A 14,286-nucleotide genomic window follows, 5' to 3' on the forward strand; every position below is an offset into this window, starting at 1 on the left:
AGACATCCTCTTTTTGCTGTTATACCAAGGGATATATGAAAAACGCAGAAAGATGCGTTTTCATCAAATGTGGGACAGGATTTCCTGTGTCATCGTTTCCGTATCGGCTTTTTTGAAACCGTCTTTATAGAGATCGGGCGTACGCCAGCCATCGGCCAGTGTCTGGTCAACCGCCTCTTCTATGGCACGGGCCGCTTCTTCTTCTCCAAAGGAATAGCGCAGCATCATGGCCGCTGAGAGGATCGTTGCCGACGGATTGGCAATCCCTTTTCCGGCAATATCCGGCGCCGACCCATGGATGGGTTCGTAGAAGCTGGTCTCTTCCCCGATGCTGGCTGACGGCATCATGCCGATGGATCCTCCGAGAACGGCCGCTTCATCGCTGAGGATATCGCCGAAGAGATTTCCCGTGACGATGACGTCGAACTGCCGGGGATTGATAGCCAGCTGCATAGCACAGTTATCGACATAATAGTGATTGAGGGTCACATCGGGATAATGGGAAGCCGTATCAATGACCGTCCGCCGCCAGAGGCGGGATGTCGCCAGGACATTGGCTTTATCGACAGAAGTCACCTTGTGACGCCGTTTCTGCGCCGCTTCCATGGCAAAGCGGGTTATGCGCCTGACTTCGGGGACGCTGTAATTTTCCAGATCCCAGGCCCGTTCTGCCCCGTTGTGGATTTCCGATTCACATTTATCACCAAAGTAAATGCCGCCGATGAGTTCCCGCACGATGAGGATGTCCGTCCCGGTTACGATATCGGGTTTAAGAGGAGAATACTCTGCCAGGACATCGGGCACCGTAACCGGCCGCAGATTGGCATACAGCCCCAGGGCCTTGCGCAGTCCCAGGAGTGCCCGTTCCGGCCGCAGGGACGGTTCGACATGATCCCATTTGTCCCCGCCGACAGCGCCAAACAGGATGGCGTCGGCATGGCGGGCAGCGTCGACGGTCTTATCCGGCAGCGGCGTGCCCGTGTGGTCGTAGGCAGTCCCGCCGGCTTCCTGCTTTTCATAGGTCATGCCGATGTGGAATTTTTCATCTATTTTTTGGAGAACCCGTACGGCGGCAGCCGTAATTTCTTCGCCGATTCCGTCTCCGGGAATGACTACAATATGGTTTGACATGGTTATTTCCCCTTTACGTATTCGATTAATCCGCCTGCTTTGGCAATATCCTGGATAAACCCTGGCAGAGGCGGAGCCTGGAAGGTATCGCCAGTCGTTTCATTGACAATGGTGCCACTGGCTATATCGACGCGCAGGCGGTCTCCTCCATGGATATGTTCGACAGCATCGCCGATTTCCAGTACGGGCAGGCCCACGTTGATGGCATTGCGATAAAAGATACGGGCAAAACTGGCAGCGATGACGACGGGGACGCCCGATGCCTTGATAGCAACCGGCGCGTGTTCCCGGGACGATCCGCAGCCGAAATTACGGCCGCCGACCATGATATCGCCATCCTGTACGTTGGGTGCAAAGGATTCGTCAATATCGACCATACAATGAGATGCCAGTTCTTTTGGGTCAAAACTGTTGAGATACCGTGCAGGGATGATGACATCTGTATCAATATTGTCGCCGTAGCGCCATACGTTTCCTTCTAATATCATGATTACCGGACCTCCTTAGGTTCTGCGATTTTGCCGAGAATGGCACTGGCTGCCGCCACCTGGGGCCCTGCCAGATATACTTCACTGTCTACGTGGCCCATGCGGCCGCGGAAATTGCGGTTCGTCGTCGAAACGCACCGTTCACCGGCTGCCAGGATTCCCATATAGCCTCCCAGGCAGGGGCCGCAGGTCGGTGTCGATACAGCGGCACCGGCTTCGATGAACGTATCAATATAACCGGCATGCATGGCATCCTGATAGACCTGCTGGCTTCCCGGAATGATGATGCAGCGTACACGGGGATGGACCTTATGGCCTTTCAAAATGTCTGCGGCAATGCGCAGATCTTCCAACCGTCCATTGGTGCAGGAACCGATGACGACCTGGTCGATTTCGATATCACCGAAGGTCCCGACGGCTTTAGTATTGCCCGGCAGATGCGGGAAGGCGACGACGGGCCGGATTTGGGACAAATCGATGGAGACGACCCGGCTGTACGAGGCATCAGGATCGGCTTCGTACACCGTATAGGGATGGGAAATCCGGCCCTTTTCGTAGGCTGCCGTCTGTTCATCGACGGGGAAAATCCCGTTCTTGGCGCCGGCTTCGATAGCCATATTGGCGATGGTGAAGCGGTCTGTCATGGACAGGGACGCCACGCCGGGACCGGTAAATTCCAGTGACTGGTATAAAGCGCCATCGACACCGATCATGCCTATCAGGGTCAGCATGACATCCTTTCCCGTAATGTCTTCCGCCTTTTCCCCGGTAAGCTCGACCTTAATGGCATCGGGGACTTTGAACCACGCTTCGCCCGTCGCCATGGCCGCTCCCAGGTCGGTAGAGCCGACTCCTGTCGAGAATCCTCCCAGCGCCCCGTAGGTGCAGGTGTGGGAATCGGCACCTATGGTGAGCATGCCCGGCGCGACGATTCCCTGCTCCGGCAGGAGAACGTGTTCGATGCCGACGCGGCCTACTTCATAATAGTGGGTGATGTGGTGCTTTCTGGCAAAATCGCGGACAATCTTTGCCAGGCCTGCCGATTTGATATCTTTATTCGGCGTGAAATGGTCCGGAATCAGAGAAATCCGGTCTTTATCGAATACAGGCTTGCCGATTTTTTCAAAAGCGGCGATGGCCGGCGGTGCTGTAATATCGTTGGCCAGTACCATATCGAGGCGGCAGTTGATGAGGTCCCCCGCCTTGACGAATGCGACGCCGGCGTGGGCGGCCAAAATTTTCTGTGACATTGTCATTCCCATAATATATATCCTCCAGTTTTACAACATATCTTATAGTTATTAATGATGACTAGCTGAACGGCGGAAATTGTGAATCTGGTCATAACTGCTGCTCAGATTGCGGAAGGTAATCCGTTCTGCCATGCCCGGCATGCGGTTGATAGCTGAAACGAAGGCCCGGACAGATGCGGTCATCGTATCGGTGTCGATGCCGGCTCCCCATGTTGTCTGGCCTTTTTCGTCAGTGAGACCGAAATAGGCAATGCCCCGGGAACTGGGATCACGGTCCAGATCGTGTTCACTGTATTCCAGATGGCTGACCGTAATGCCGTAGGCATCACAGATGGCATGGGCCACGGCTGCCAGCTGTCCATTTCCTTCTCCCTGGAAAATGATGTCTTTGCCACCCACCCGCATGAGAATCTGGCCTTTCCAGTGCCCATGCTGCTTTTTAATCATGAAATCTTCCATTTCGAGCGGTTTCGTGACGTCGAGATAATGGTCTGTAAAGAGACGGTAGATTTCGTCGGGCTTCAATTCCTGATGGCGGTGATCCGATACGCTTTTGACAAAATAGCTGAAATTTTCCCGCATCTTCTTCGGCATGCGGATGCCGTAATTGTGTTCCATGATAAAGCCTACACCGCCCTTGCCGGACTGGCTGTTGATGCGGATGACATCGGCTTCGTATTCGCGGCCTACATCTTTCGGATCGATGAGCAGATACGGAACGGTCCAGTACGGTTCACGATGATCTTCCCGGAACTGCATGCCCTTGGCGATGGCATCCTGATGGGAACCGGAAAAGGCAGCGAACACCAGCTTCCCTGCATAGGGCTGCCGTTCATGGACATGCATCCGCGTCACCCGTTCATACATTTCGACGACTTCCGGCATATAAGAGAAATCGATGCCCGGATCGATACCCATGGCATACATGTTCATGCCGATGGTAATGACATCGACGTTGCCCGTCCGTTCGCCGTTGCCAAAGAGTGTCCCTTCGATGCGGTCGGCCCCGGCCAGCAATCCCATTTCGGCATCGGCAACGCCCGTTCCCCGGTCGTTGTGCGGGTGCAGAGACAAAACGACGTTATCGCGGTACTTCAGATTCCGGGACATGTAGGCGATCTGGGAGGCGTACACATGAGGCATGGACATCTGCACCGTCGAAGGCAGATTGATGATTGCCTTACGGTCGGCGGTGGGCTTCCATACGTCGAGGACGGCATTGCAGACATCGAGGGCAAATTCCGGTTCCGTCCCGGTGAAGCTTTCCGGTGAATATTCGAAGCGGTAATTCGCTCCGGCTTCTTCGGTCAGACGCTGCAACAATTTCGCGCCATCGACGGCGATCTGTTTAATCTCTTCCTTCGATTTGCGGAATACCTGCTGCCGCTGTGCATACGACGTGGAATTGTACAAATGGACAATGGCATGTTTGACCCCTTCCAATGCTTTGAAGGTCTTCTGGATGATGTGTTCCCGCGCCTGTGTCAGGACCTGTACGGTCACATCATCGGGAATCATATCCCGTTCTACCAGTGTGCGGAGAAATTCGAACTCTGTTTCCGATGCCGCCGGAAACCCTACTTCGATTTCTTTAAATCCCATGCGGATCAGCATTTTGTAGAATTCCAGTTTTTCTTCAAGGCTCATGGGGATGACCAGTGCCTGATTGCCATCGCGCAGATCGACACTGCACCAGATTGGCGCCTTATCGGGGTACTCTTTGCTTGTCCAGCTCATATCCACCTGGGGCGGCATAAAATATCCTTTTTTGTACTTTTCAACGTTTTTCATCCGAATCACTCCTGATCATGTATTTTTAACACAATCAAAATAAAAAAAATCTTCCGCCTCAGAAGAGACGAAAGATTTACTCGCGCGTTACCACTCTTATTCATATCCCAAAGGATATGCTCTTTACAGGTACGGACTCGTGTCGATACCCTCCTGTCTGTTAACGGCCAGGCCCCGGCCCCGCCTACTCTGCCCATGGCATTTCAGCTGGCTGCTTAGAGACGAGTTCACTTCCATTCCGCTGCTGCCTCGCACCTGCCGGCAGCTCTCTGAAAGCTTTCTGGAACCTACTGTTTCCCTTCAACGCATTTTTATTTTGACTTGTTGATTGAGATAATACCATAGTCATCTCAGAAATGCAAGAGAAATTTTAAAAGAATTTGGAAAAATATAAAGTTAAACCTTTTACTTGCTGAAATATATACGGATTGTTCTTTATAAGTTAAACATTTATGCTTTCATTCCCTTATCCCATTCCTGATACACACCTTCGTGGCGCTTTTTTTCGGCTCCCTTGGACAGATACGATCCGAGGACGACGGGAAATCCCTTTCGTTCGACAATAGACTTGATGTAATTGCGGAAGGGACAGGGCGGGCGGTGGTAATTGTCTGAACAGATGCACGATGCCAGATGGACGACCACGTCGCCTTTTTCTTCTCCATAGCGTTTCAGTTTGTGGTTCAGGTCTTCCAATTTTGCCGCAATGCCCGCCCCACAGCAGCCGCCACAGGTCAGCGTCATGTAGCGTGTCTGGTCGTCATACCCGGCAAACGGGCCCGTCCGGTCATAGAACGATTTCATGCAGCCGTATCCGGCACAGCGTTTGGAAACAATATCACATTGAATAATAACTACTAAACGAGACATAGGATCACTCCCCCTTTTTACTGCTCATCATTACGATGCTCATCATTACTATACCACAGGGGAGCGGGGAAATACTATAGAGAAATTCTCTCTATCTACGGATAGGCCTAACCGGTCCGGGCCTTCGCAAAGCCGTTCTGCCTGCGCATAGTCTGCAGGATCCGCTCAAAATATACGATTTCCCATTTCGCATACCGGTTACACAGCCGCCTGGTATGGCCGTTCTGCAGGACCTGTGCAATATCGCGGAGGACCCGTACTTTCTTTTCTGTCATGAACGAGTCGTACTGGCGGGATCGCATCACCTGCTTCAACTGGCTGGCCGCTTCTTCGTAACGCCCTTGTGTAATCGCCTGGCGGATGAGGATGAGCGTTTTAAGCCCCGGCGGGAAAGACAACTTGCGCAGATACGCAAGCCATGGCGGCACGCCTGGACGATGGCGGGACGAATGATGATAGAGGCGGAACAATGCTGCATACATATGCATATAGCCGGAAACGGACAGGTGCAGCTGCCGGCGCCGGTAATCAATATCACAGGCATAGGTATAGTATCGTTCCGCCCGGCGCAGCGCATCTTCCGGCCAGGGACATAGCTGCTGTTCATAGGCGCATTCATACAACTGCCCCATCAGATAAAACCAGTCACAGGCATAGGGAAATTCCGTTCTCGGCCGCCGGGCCAGTTCCTCGATGAGCGGGACATCCCCGTCTAAGCCGCAGTGCCGGCAAATGCGGTTAGCCATGCGCTGGAGCGTATGGAATCGTCCCAGCTTTTCCACGCGGCAGGATTGGGGCAGCGTGATACCGAACAAGAGGAACGCCTCCTGGCCCAGCCGGGAATGGGACTTAATCAAAGACAGGCTGGCACGGCAGAAATAATATCCCGCCTTTAAGCGCATCTGCTTTCCTTCCCCGGTCAATTCATCATGAGCACTGTGATCCAGGATCCTTTTGTACAGTGCACAGGCCTTTTTCAGCTGCATCTGCCGCCGTGTCCTGACAATGGGAAGATAGATATCGCCTGCTGATTTAAACAAAATCGTAGCATAATGATACATATCAGACACCGTATAGTCTGCCTGCATCAGTTTTTCATAGTACGAAATGGCCTGAATGACCAGGCTCAATTTGTCCGGCCGGTGACAGGCAAAGCCTTTCTTTCCCACCGGGCCATACAAGATATATTCCATATGAGCCTTAAACGCCCGGCCGCGCAGGACCATCACCGATGTACGACATCCTGCCAGCCGTTGTGCCGTATCCAGCGCATAGCCCGCCATATACATATACCAGTCATAACAAGGCCCCTGAATAGCTGCCATGACGTAAATCTCTGCCAACTGGCACAACCGTTCCGGTGAGTCGAGCAATACTTCTGGGATACTGTTCCGCGCTTCCATCGCCGCCAGGGTCAATTCCCATGTTTTGTGTGACTTTGCCGTATCGAGTTGATGGATGATTTCTTTTTTCTCTTTCACGTCTCAATCCTCCCTTGTATCAGGTCTGTCTGATTCATACCTAATAGTATGGAGGGGAAAGATTAAAACAATATTAAAGTAGTCTTAAAATACAGTAAGAATGTGATTAAAAATATATTAAAAAAGTTACATAATCTGTAATTATTATTGATGACACAAAAAAAGCACTGTCAATCAGCTATAATCTGTCTGTCAGTGCTTCTCTTGTTACGACGATATAGATTTGTTAATTTCTTCCAGCAGGGCATCTACCAGTTTATCTTCTGGCACAGTCCTTAGTACCTGTCCGTGGGAAAAGATGATTCCCTTTCCGTTTCCGCCGGCAATGCCGAAATCAGCCTCACGCGCCTCGCCGGGGCCGTTGACGACACAGCCCATGACGGCGATTTTCAGAGGGACCGTAATCCCTGTCAGAGCCGCTTCGACCTCTTTTGCCAGTTCGATGAGGTGGACCTGGGTCCGGCCACACGTCGGGCAGGAAATGAGGACCGGTCCGAACTGGCGCAGGCCGAGGGCGCTCAGGATATCCTGGCCCACCTTAATTTCTTCAGCCGGATCGTCCGTGAGGGAAACGCGTATCGTATCTCCGATCCCTTTATAAAGAAGAGTCCCGATGCCGATGGCCGATTTAATCGTACCGACGCGGGCCAGCCCCGCTTCGGTAACGCCAAGGTGAAACGCATAGGGAACCTTTTCTGCCAGCTTTTCATAAGCTTCGATCATGAGCGGCACCTGGGAGGATTTGAGAGAAATCACCATATTCCGGTAATCCATCTTTTCCAGGATGCGTATATGGCGCAGCGCCCCTTCTACCATGCCGTCGGCAGTAGGATGACCGCCATACTCCTGTAATATATCTTCTGGAAGAGAGCCGCTGTTGATGCCGATGCGGATGGGAATACCCGAGGGGCGCACCTTTTCCACGACTTTGACGACGTGTTCATCGGCACCGATATTGCCGGGGTTGATCCGCAATGCCTGCACGCCGCTTTCTACCGACAGGAGTGCCAGGCGATAATCGAAATGAATGTCCGCCACAAGGGGAACGGGCGATGACGCTACGATGTCTTTCAGGGCCAGGGCCGCCGCCTTGTCCGGTACGGCAAAGCGTATGATTTCTGCTCCCAGGCGGGAAAGACGCTGTACGTCGGCAATAGCCCGGTCCGTATCGGCCGGATTGACCGTAGACATGGTCTGCACCGAAACAGGCGCCGTACCGCCGACCGTCACCGTTCCCAGCGTCACCGGACGCGATGTTCTTCGTGTAATCATATACTACCTCTAAATACTAAAACGACTGATGTCCTGTATCATGGCAAATAAAAACAGCGATCCCAGTATGATGATACCGGCAATCTGGATATAATACAGGGCCCGCTTGGGCAGCCGGCGTCCCGTAATGCCTTCGATGATCAGCATGATGATGTATCCCCCATCCAGAAGCGGAATGGGAAGGAGATTGAGGATACCCAGATTGATGCTGAGAAATGCCGTAAACATGAGCAGATTGACAAAGCCGACGGAGGCTACCTGTCCTGCCAGCTGGGCTACTCCCAGGGGACCTGCCAGGTCAGCCTTTTCGGTGCCGCGGATCATACCATACATCCCCATGGTCATCGTATAGCAGATCTGCCCTGTCCGTTCTATGGCCATGTACGACGATTCAAAAAAGCCATGCTGCCTGCGCGTAACGACGGGAACGACGCCGATGAGTGCCCGCTTCGACTGGGTATCATACGTAGGGACCATGGTCAGATTCACATCTTCCCCGTCCCGGTTGACGACGACCGTGAGGACGTCCCGGCTGTGGTCATTGACAGTACGGGAAATATCCTTCCATTCTCCGATTGGCACGCCGCTGATGCTGACGATACGGTCGCCCGGTTTCATGCCGCCCTGGGCTGCCGCCGAATTTTCCACGATCGATCCAACGACCGGTTCTTTCGAAACGTCGTGCGTACCCACGGTAAACATGACGCCCCATATGATGACGACGGCCAGGACGAAATTCATGAATGCCCCGGCAGCGATGACGATGAGACGGTAACGGACTTTTTTATTCAGGAAGGATTTTTCATTCAATTCTTCCTGTTCTGTCATTCCCTGGATACGGTTGAACCCGCCCAGGGGGATTGCCCGTAATGAATACAACGTAGATCCATATTGATAGCTATAGATTTTGGGACCAAAGCCGATAGCAAATTCATCTACCTGCATGCCCGACAATTTCGCCGTAATGAAATGGCCGAATTCGTGGACAAACACGATAAGGCTGAAGACAAAAATCGTTGCTGCGATTGTAATACCCAAACTTCATTCACCTTTCGTTCACGGCAGGAACTCTGTCCTGACGCTTATGCTACGAGCATAAGATATGCATACACAGCCGGTGCGGCAAAGAGCAGACTGTCAAAACGGTCTAGGATGCCGCCATGACCGGGGATGATATTCCCCGAATCTTTGATGCCGCAGGTCCGTTTGAGGACCGATTCTACCAGATCTCCCAGAGGAGCCATGATGGCAACAATCAATCCGATAGCCAGGCCGTGAAGAAGTGAAAATTTAAAAATCAAAGAGAAAATCAGTGCTACGACGATTGTGCCGATACACCCGCCCAGTGCGCCTTCCCGGGTCTTTCCCGGACTGATGGATGGGCAGAGCTTATTCTTTCCCACGGCTTTTCCGGCCGCAAAGGCAAAGGTATCGCTCGCCCAGGTGGAAAAGACGAGGAGAAAGACGAAAAAGCGGGCCGGTTCGAGCATGACATTCTGGAACATACTGGTCAGATACGATGCCAGCATACCGTTCCGGAGAGCCAGCATAGCCAGGAATCCGCCTCCTATATAGAGCAGTCCGTACAGCGAATAAGCACTGTCCGAAAGGGATACCCTCTTGTGGCAGACCACCGTGCGCAGGAGAATCCAGCTCATCATGACGACGCACAGTAAAAAAAGCAGTTTAATCCCGGCAAACCACCAGGACCCAAATACGGCGGCGAGCCATACGTAGCCGGCATATTCTGTCAGATTAGCTTTGACGGCGTGGAGCATGCGCACGTATTCACGCCAGCCCAGGAGAGCCAGCAAGGTCATCATGATAAAGAAGAGCCAGTTCCCTTCGTAAATAATAAATATCGTCAGGCCTCCGCCTACGATACCCGTAATGATTCGTTTAGCCAACATTGTCTGTCTACCTTCCTTATTTCAAGCCGCCAAACCGGCGTTCCCGGCCCTGGAAAGATAAGATGGCTTCTATGAGAGTGTCCTTCGTAAAATCAGGCCAGCACAGGTCCGTATACCAGAATTCGGCATAGGCCATCTGCCAGAGCAGGAAATTGCTGACCCGCTTGTCCGAACCGGGGCGGATCAGGAGATCCACATCATTTTCCGGAGCCGTATACAGGTAATCAGCCAGCGTATCCTCCGTAATATCGGCCGGGCTGAGAAGGCCTTTCTGGACATCTTCTGCCAAAAGGCGCGCTGCCCGGGCCAGTTCCATGCGCCCGCCGTAGTTGACGGCTACATTGAGTTTAAGGCCCGTATTATCTTTCATTTCTTCTTCGGCCTTGCGGAATGACTCCTGGAGGATTGGATGGAGGCGGCTCATATCGCCAAGGAAATGAAGGCGTACGTTGTGTTCGTCCAGTTCCAGGAGGTTTTTGCTCAGATATTCGTTCATGAGCTTCATAATATACGAAACTTCCGTTTCCGGGCGCTTCCAGTTTTCCGTCGAAAAGGCATATACCGTCAGGACCTGGATTCCCAATTCCCCCGCGGCGATGACGATGCGCTTGAGCGTATCAGCGCCGGCATGATGGCCGTACGTGCGGGGTTTTCCCTGTCGTTTTGCCCAGCGGCCATTGCCATCCATGATGATGGCCACATGGTGAGGAATATTCTGGCGGTCCAGCTGAGCTTCCAGAGAAGACGACTCTCCTGCACCAGCCTGGCGGCCACTATTTTTAAAAAATGTATCAAACATATCCTATCCTCCATCGTGAAGAGCCTGCTGCACACTGTCACTCGCTTTCAGGCTGTAATTGTACACCAGATGGACGACGCCGTCTCTTTCTACAGCCCGGATGACATAGATTTCCTGGTCGTCACAAGAGAAATAATGACTCCGCGAGACAGTCTGCTCCAGGACATAGGGGATATTTTTACCCTCTAATACAGATTTGGCATACCATAACGGCATGCCAATGAGAATCCGTATATCCATCATACTTCCATGACTTCTTTAGTCTTTTTATCTTTCAAAGCGTCGATATCTTTGATTTTCTGATCTGTCATTTTCTGGATTTTGGTCTGAGCTTCCTTACTTTCATCTTCCGTTATTTCTTTTTTCTTTTCTGCTTTTTTGAACAGATCATTGCAGTCCCGGCGCAGATTGCGGATAGCGACTTTAGCTTCTTCGGCGTGTTTGCTTACCTTTTTGCCAAACTCTTTACGCCGTTCTTCCGTCAGCTGCGGGATTTCCAGGCGGATCATCGTTCCGTCGTTATTCGGGTTGAGACCCAGGTCGGATTTCAGGATAGCTTTTTCGATTTCTTTCAGCATGTTCCGTTCCCAGGGAACGATGGTAATCAGCCGCGGTTCCGGAGCCGATACGTTGGCCACCTGTTTGACCGGCGTCTGCGAACCGTAGTAATCGACCATGACCCGGTCCAGGAGAGACGTGCTGGCACGGCCCGTACGGATAGAAGCCAGATCACGCTTCAGGGCTTCTATGCATTTGTTCATCTTTTCTTCGTGTTGTGTCAATGTATTCTGTACATCCATGAAAATCACTTCCTCATCATATTTTTAGTTAACTATATCATACAGCTTTTATGTCTTTTTGTCTACGCAGGAACGATTATCCTTCTTTATCGACAAGGGTCCCGATTTCTTCCCCGCTGCAGGCAGCGACGATATTTCCCTTCGTGTCAATGTTGAATACGACGATGGGAATGTTGTTGTTCATGCACAGCGTCGTCGCCGTCGCATCCATGACGCCCAGCTGTTTCTGGATGACATCGAGGAAAGAAAGGTGGGTGTACATTTTAGCGTCGGGATTAACCTTGGGATCGCTGTCGTATACGCCATCGACGCCATTTTTCGCCATGAGGATGGCATCGGCATCGATTTCAGCTGCACGCAGAGCGGCCGTCGTATCTGTCGAAAAATAGGGATTTCCCGTACCGGCACCGAAGATGACGACACGGCCCTTTTCCATATGGCGGATAGCCCGGCGGCGGATATACGGTTCTGCTACCTGCTGCATAGTAATGGCCGTCTGGACGCGGGTGACAACGCCGTTCTTTTCGATGGCATCCTGCAGGGCCAGGGCATTCATGACCGTTGCCAGCATGCCCATATAGTCGGCCGATACGCGGTCCATGCCTTTGGCTTTGCCAGAAAGGCCGCGCCAGATATTGCCGCCGCCTACGACGATGGCTACCTGGATACCTTTGTTGGCAACTTCAACGACCTGTTTGGAAATGACATCGACCGTAACGGGATCAATGCCGTATCCCTGTGATCCGGCAAGAGCTTCACCGCTCAATTTCAGTACAACGCGTTTGTATTTTCTGTTCATAATGGCTCCTCCTGTTAGAAAATAAGAGAACACTGAAAGCCGGTGTTCTCTTATAGGGATCGTATTAAACTTATTTAACCTGTGCCATTACTTCAGAAACGAAATCATCACTGCGCTTCTGGAGGCCTTCACCGAGTTCATAACGTGTATAGCGGCGGATATCGATTTTTTCACCAATCTTAGCGATGGCTTCATTGACGACCTGCTGAACCGTCTTGTCGGAATCTTTGATGAATTCCTGATCGAGGAGGCAGTTTTCTTTGTAGAATTTTTCAATCCGGCCGACGATCATCTTTTCAACGATCTTTTCCGGTTTGCCTTCGTTCAGAGCCTGCTGACGGAGAACTTCTTTTTCATGTTCGAGGACATCTGCCGGTACTTCTTCTCTCTTGAGGTAAGCCGGTTTGGCAGCGGCAATCTGCATGGCAATATCTTTGCAGAGGGATTTGAAGTTGTCTGTCTGGGCAACAAAGTCTGTTTCGCAGTTTACTTCGACGAGGACGCCGATGCGGCCATTGCCATGGATATAAGAATAAACCAACCCTTCAGCAGCGATACGGCTTGCTTTTTTAGCTGCTGCAGCCAGGCCATGTTCACGAAGCAGATCGATTGCTTTTTCCATATCACCGTTGCTTTCGGTCAGTGCCTTTTTGCAGTCCATCATGCCTGCACCCGTTTTTGTTCTTAATTCTTTTACCATTGCTGCTGTAATAGCCATGAGTATTCCTCCTAAGCGTGAAATGTAATAATATAGTCAAATATAGTGCGGTATACTACCGGGACAGCCTGTCATGCGGTCTAAAAAGGAGCTGCCTTTGTGCGACAGCTCCTCTTTGCATACCACGCAGGACTGTCCTGGGTATTAGTTTTCTTCAGCTGTTTCTTCTGCTTCTTCTGCCGGAGCTTCTGCTTCAGCGCCTTCTTCGGTCTGTTCACCCTGGTTGCCTTCGAGAACAGCATCAGCAACTTTGCCTGTCAGGAGTTTGACGGCACGGATTGCATCATCGTTGGCCGGGATCGGATAATCGATGACATCGGGATCGCAGTTCGTGTCTACCGTTGCGATAATGGGGATATTCAGTTTGCGCGCTTCTTTGACAGCGATTTCTTCTTTCTTCGGATCGATGATGAACAGAGCATCAGGCAGCTTCTTCATATCTTTGATGCCGCCGAGGTATTTCTGAAGTTTATCCATTTCATGTTTGAGCAGGGTAACTTCTTTTTTCGGCAATACTTCGAATGTGCCGTCTTCAGCCATCTTTTCCAGGGATTTCAGGCGTTTTACCCGTTTTTCAATCGTCTGGAAGTTGGTGAGCATACCGCCGAGCCAGCGTTCGTTGACATAGAACTGGTTGCAGCGTTCTGCTTCGTTTTTAATGGATTCCTGAGCCTGTTTCTTCGTGCCTACGAACAGGACTTTGCCGCCTTCAGCAGCGAGGTCGCGGACGAAATTGTAAGCTTCATCCATTTTCTTAACGGTCTTCTGCAGGTCGATGATGTAGATGCCATTGCGTTCCGTGAAGATGAACCGTGCCATCTTAGGGTTCCAACGGCGGGTCTGATGACCGAAATGTACACCTGCTTCTAATAATTGTTTCATTGATACTACTGCCATAATTGTGATTCCTCCTGTTTTTTCCTCCGCCCGGTCATCACTTGTGAAAACCGCGCAAACGGCACAGTTACAAGCTC

General features: G+C 51.6%; 15 protein-coding genes and 1 other annotated feature. All 15 genes read right to left on the reverse strand.

Annotation, left to right across the window (positions count from 1 at the left end):
* Positions 1-63 precede the first annotated feature (63 nt).
* The 15 genes from leuB to rpsB all read right to left on the reverse strand — a co-directional run bounded on the left by leuB (position 64) and on the right by rpsB (position 14,209).
* Positions 64-1,131, reverse strand: coding sequence for a 3-isopropylmalate dehydrogenase (gene leuB, locus ACGTIC_RS09420; protein WP_113855811.1), 1,068 nt, complete (start codon positions 1,129-1,131; stop codon positions 64-66).
* 2 nt (positions 1,132-1,133) lie between these two features.
* On the reverse strand, positions 1,134-1,619 hold the full coding sequence (locus tag ACGTIC_RS09425; RefSeq protein ID WP_113855810.1) for a 3-isopropylmalate dehydratase small subunit: 486 nt from the start codon (positions 1,617-1,619) through the stop codon (positions 1,134-1,136).
* A 2-nt stretch (positions 1,620-1,621) separates the two neighbouring features.
* The gene (gene leuC, locus ACGTIC_RS09430; RefSeq protein WP_113855809.1) at positions 1,622-2,881 is read right to left on the reverse strand and encodes a 3-isopropylmalate dehydratase large subunit; all 1,260 of its coding nucleotides are present in this window, start codon (positions 2,879-2,881) and stop codon (positions 1,622-1,624) included.
* A 39-nt stretch (positions 2,882-2,920) separates the two neighbouring features.
* Positions 2,921-4,663, reverse strand: coding sequence for a 2-isopropylmalate synthase (locus ACGTIC_RS09435; RefSeq protein WP_113855808.1), 1,743 nt, complete (start codon positions 4,661-4,663; stop codon positions 2,921-2,923).
* Between the two features lie 60 nt (positions 4,664-4,723).
* Positions 4,724-4,976: a binding site (T-box leader), on the reverse strand.
* A 137-nt stretch (positions 4,977-5,113) separates the two neighbouring features.
* Entirely contained in the window at positions 5,114-5,533 is a 420-nt protein-coding gene (locus tag ACGTIC_RS09440) for a CGGC domain-containing protein (RefSeq protein ID WP_059075917.1), read from the reverse strand.
* 107 nt (positions 5,534-5,640) lie between these two features.
* On the reverse strand, positions 5,641-7,014 hold the full coding sequence (locus ACGTIC_RS09445; protein ID WP_113855807.1) for a hypothetical protein: 1,374 nt from the start codon (positions 7,012-7,014) through the stop codon (positions 5,641-5,643).
* Between the two features lie 207 nt (positions 7,015-7,221).
* Complete coding sequence (ispG, locus tag ACGTIC_RS09450; RefSeq protein WP_172793331.1) at positions 7,222-8,286, reverse strand: flavodoxin-dependent (E)-4-hydroxy-3-methylbut-2-enyl-diphosphate synthase; 1,065 nt, start codon at positions 8,284-8,286, stop codon at positions 7,222-7,224.
* Between the two features lie 9 nt (positions 8,287-8,295).
* The gene (gene rseP / locus ACGTIC_RS09455; protein WP_059075915.1) at positions 8,296-9,324 is read right to left on the reverse strand and encodes an RIP metalloprotease RseP; all 1,029 of its coding nucleotides are present in this window, start codon (positions 9,322-9,324) and stop codon (positions 8,296-8,298) included.
* A gap of 44 nt (positions 9,325-9,368) precedes the next feature.
* Positions 9,369-10,196, reverse strand: coding sequence for a phosphatidate cytidylyltransferase (locus tag ACGTIC_RS09460; protein WP_113855806.1), 828 nt, complete (start codon positions 10,194-10,196; stop codon positions 9,369-9,371).
* Between the two features lie 16 nt (positions 10,197-10,212).
* Positions 10,213-10,995 (reverse strand): isoprenyl transferase, encoded by a 783-nt coding sequence (locus ACGTIC_RS09465; RefSeq protein ID WP_083237029.1) that lies wholly within the window; start codon positions 10,993-10,995, stop codon positions 10,213-10,215.
* A gap of 3 nt (positions 10,996-10,998) precedes the next feature.
* Positions 10,999-11,238 (reverse strand): hypothetical protein, encoded by a 240-nt coding sequence (locus tag ACGTIC_RS09470; protein WP_083237030.1) that lies wholly within the window; start codon positions 11,236-11,238, stop codon positions 10,999-11,001.
* Positions 11,235-11,795, reverse strand: coding sequence for a ribosome recycling factor (frr, locus tag ACGTIC_RS09475; protein WP_059075913.1), 561 nt, complete (start codon positions 11,793-11,795; stop codon positions 11,235-11,237). Before frr ends, ACGTIC_RS09470 begins: the two co-directional genes overlap by 4 nt.
* A 76-nt stretch (positions 11,796-11,871) precedes the next feature.
* Positions 11,872-12,594, reverse strand: a complete 723-nt coding sequence (gene pyrH, locus ACGTIC_RS09480; RefSeq protein ID WP_072235718.1) for a UMP kinase — start codon at positions 12,592-12,594, stop codon at positions 11,872-11,874.
* A 70-nt stretch (positions 12,595-12,664) separates the two neighbouring features.
* Entirely contained in the window at positions 12,665-13,312 is a 648-nt protein-coding gene (gene tsf / locus ACGTIC_RS09485) for a translation elongation factor Ts (protein WP_059075912.1), read from the reverse strand.
* A 144-nt stretch (positions 13,313-13,456) separates the two neighbouring features.
* The gene (gene rpsB / locus ACGTIC_RS09490; RefSeq protein ID WP_059075911.1) at positions 13,457-14,209 is read right to left on the reverse strand and encodes a 30S ribosomal protein S2; all 753 of its coding nucleotides are present in this window, start codon (positions 14,207-14,209) and stop codon (positions 13,457-13,459) included.
* Between the last annotated feature and the right edge of the window lie 77 nt (positions 14,210-14,286).

The sequence above is a fragment of the Megasphaera hexanoica genome (assembly GCF_043520715.1).
Classification (GTDB): domain Bacteria; phylum Bacillota; class Negativicutes; order Veillonellales; family Megasphaeraceae; genus Megasphaera; species Megasphaera hexanoica.

Excerpts from the sequence above, each read along its gene's own strand:
- leuB (WP_113855811.1), bottom strand. The coding sequence starts at position 1,131 with ATGTCAAACCATATTGTAGTCATTCCCGGAGACGGAATCGGCGAAGAA.
- ACGTIC_RS09425 (WP_113855810.1), bottom strand. The coding sequence starts at position 1,619 with ATGATATTAGAAGGAAACGTATGGCGCTACGGCGACAATATTGATACA.
- leuC (WP_113855809.1), bottom strand. The coding sequence starts at position 2,881 with ATGGGAATGACAATGTCACAGAAAATTTTGGCCGCCCACGCCGGCGTC.
- ACGTIC_RS09435 (WP_113855808.1), bottom strand. The coding sequence starts at position 4,663 with ATGAAAAACGTTGAAAAGTACAAAAAAGGATATTTTATGCCGCCCCAG.
- ACGTIC_RS09440 (WP_059075917.1), bottom strand. The coding sequence starts at position 5,533 with ATGTCTCGTTTAGTAGTTATTATTCAATGTGATATTGTTTCCAAACGC.
- ispG (WP_172793331.1), bottom strand. The coding sequence starts at position 8,286 with ATGATTACACGAAGAACATCGCGTCCGGTGACGCTGGGAACGGTGACG.
- ACGTIC_RS09460 (WP_113855806.1), bottom strand. The coding sequence starts at position 10,196 with ATGTTGGCTAAACGAATCATTACGGGTATCGTAGGCGGAGGCCTGACG.
- ACGTIC_RS09465 (WP_083237029.1), bottom strand. The coding sequence starts at position 10,995 with ATGTTTGATACATTTTTTAAAAATAGTGGCCGCCAGGCTGGTGCAGGA.
- ACGTIC_RS09470 (WP_083237030.1), bottom strand. The coding sequence starts at position 11,238 with ATGATGGATATACGGATTCTCATTGGCATGCCGTTATGGTATGCCAAA.
- frr (WP_059075913.1), bottom strand. The coding sequence starts at position 11,795 with ATGGATGTACAGAATACATTGACACAACACGAAGAAAAGATGAACAAA.
- pyrH (WP_072235718.1), bottom strand. The coding sequence starts at position 12,594 with ATGAACAGAAAATACAAACGCGTTGTACTGAAATTGAGCGGTGAAGCT.
- tsf (WP_059075912.1), bottom strand. The coding sequence starts at position 13,312 with ATGGCTATTACAGCAGCAATGGTAAAAGAATTAAGAACAAAAACGGGT.
- rpsB (WP_059075911.1), bottom strand. The coding sequence starts at position 14,209 with ATGGCAGTAGTATCAATGAAACAATTATTAGAAGCAGGTGTACATTTC.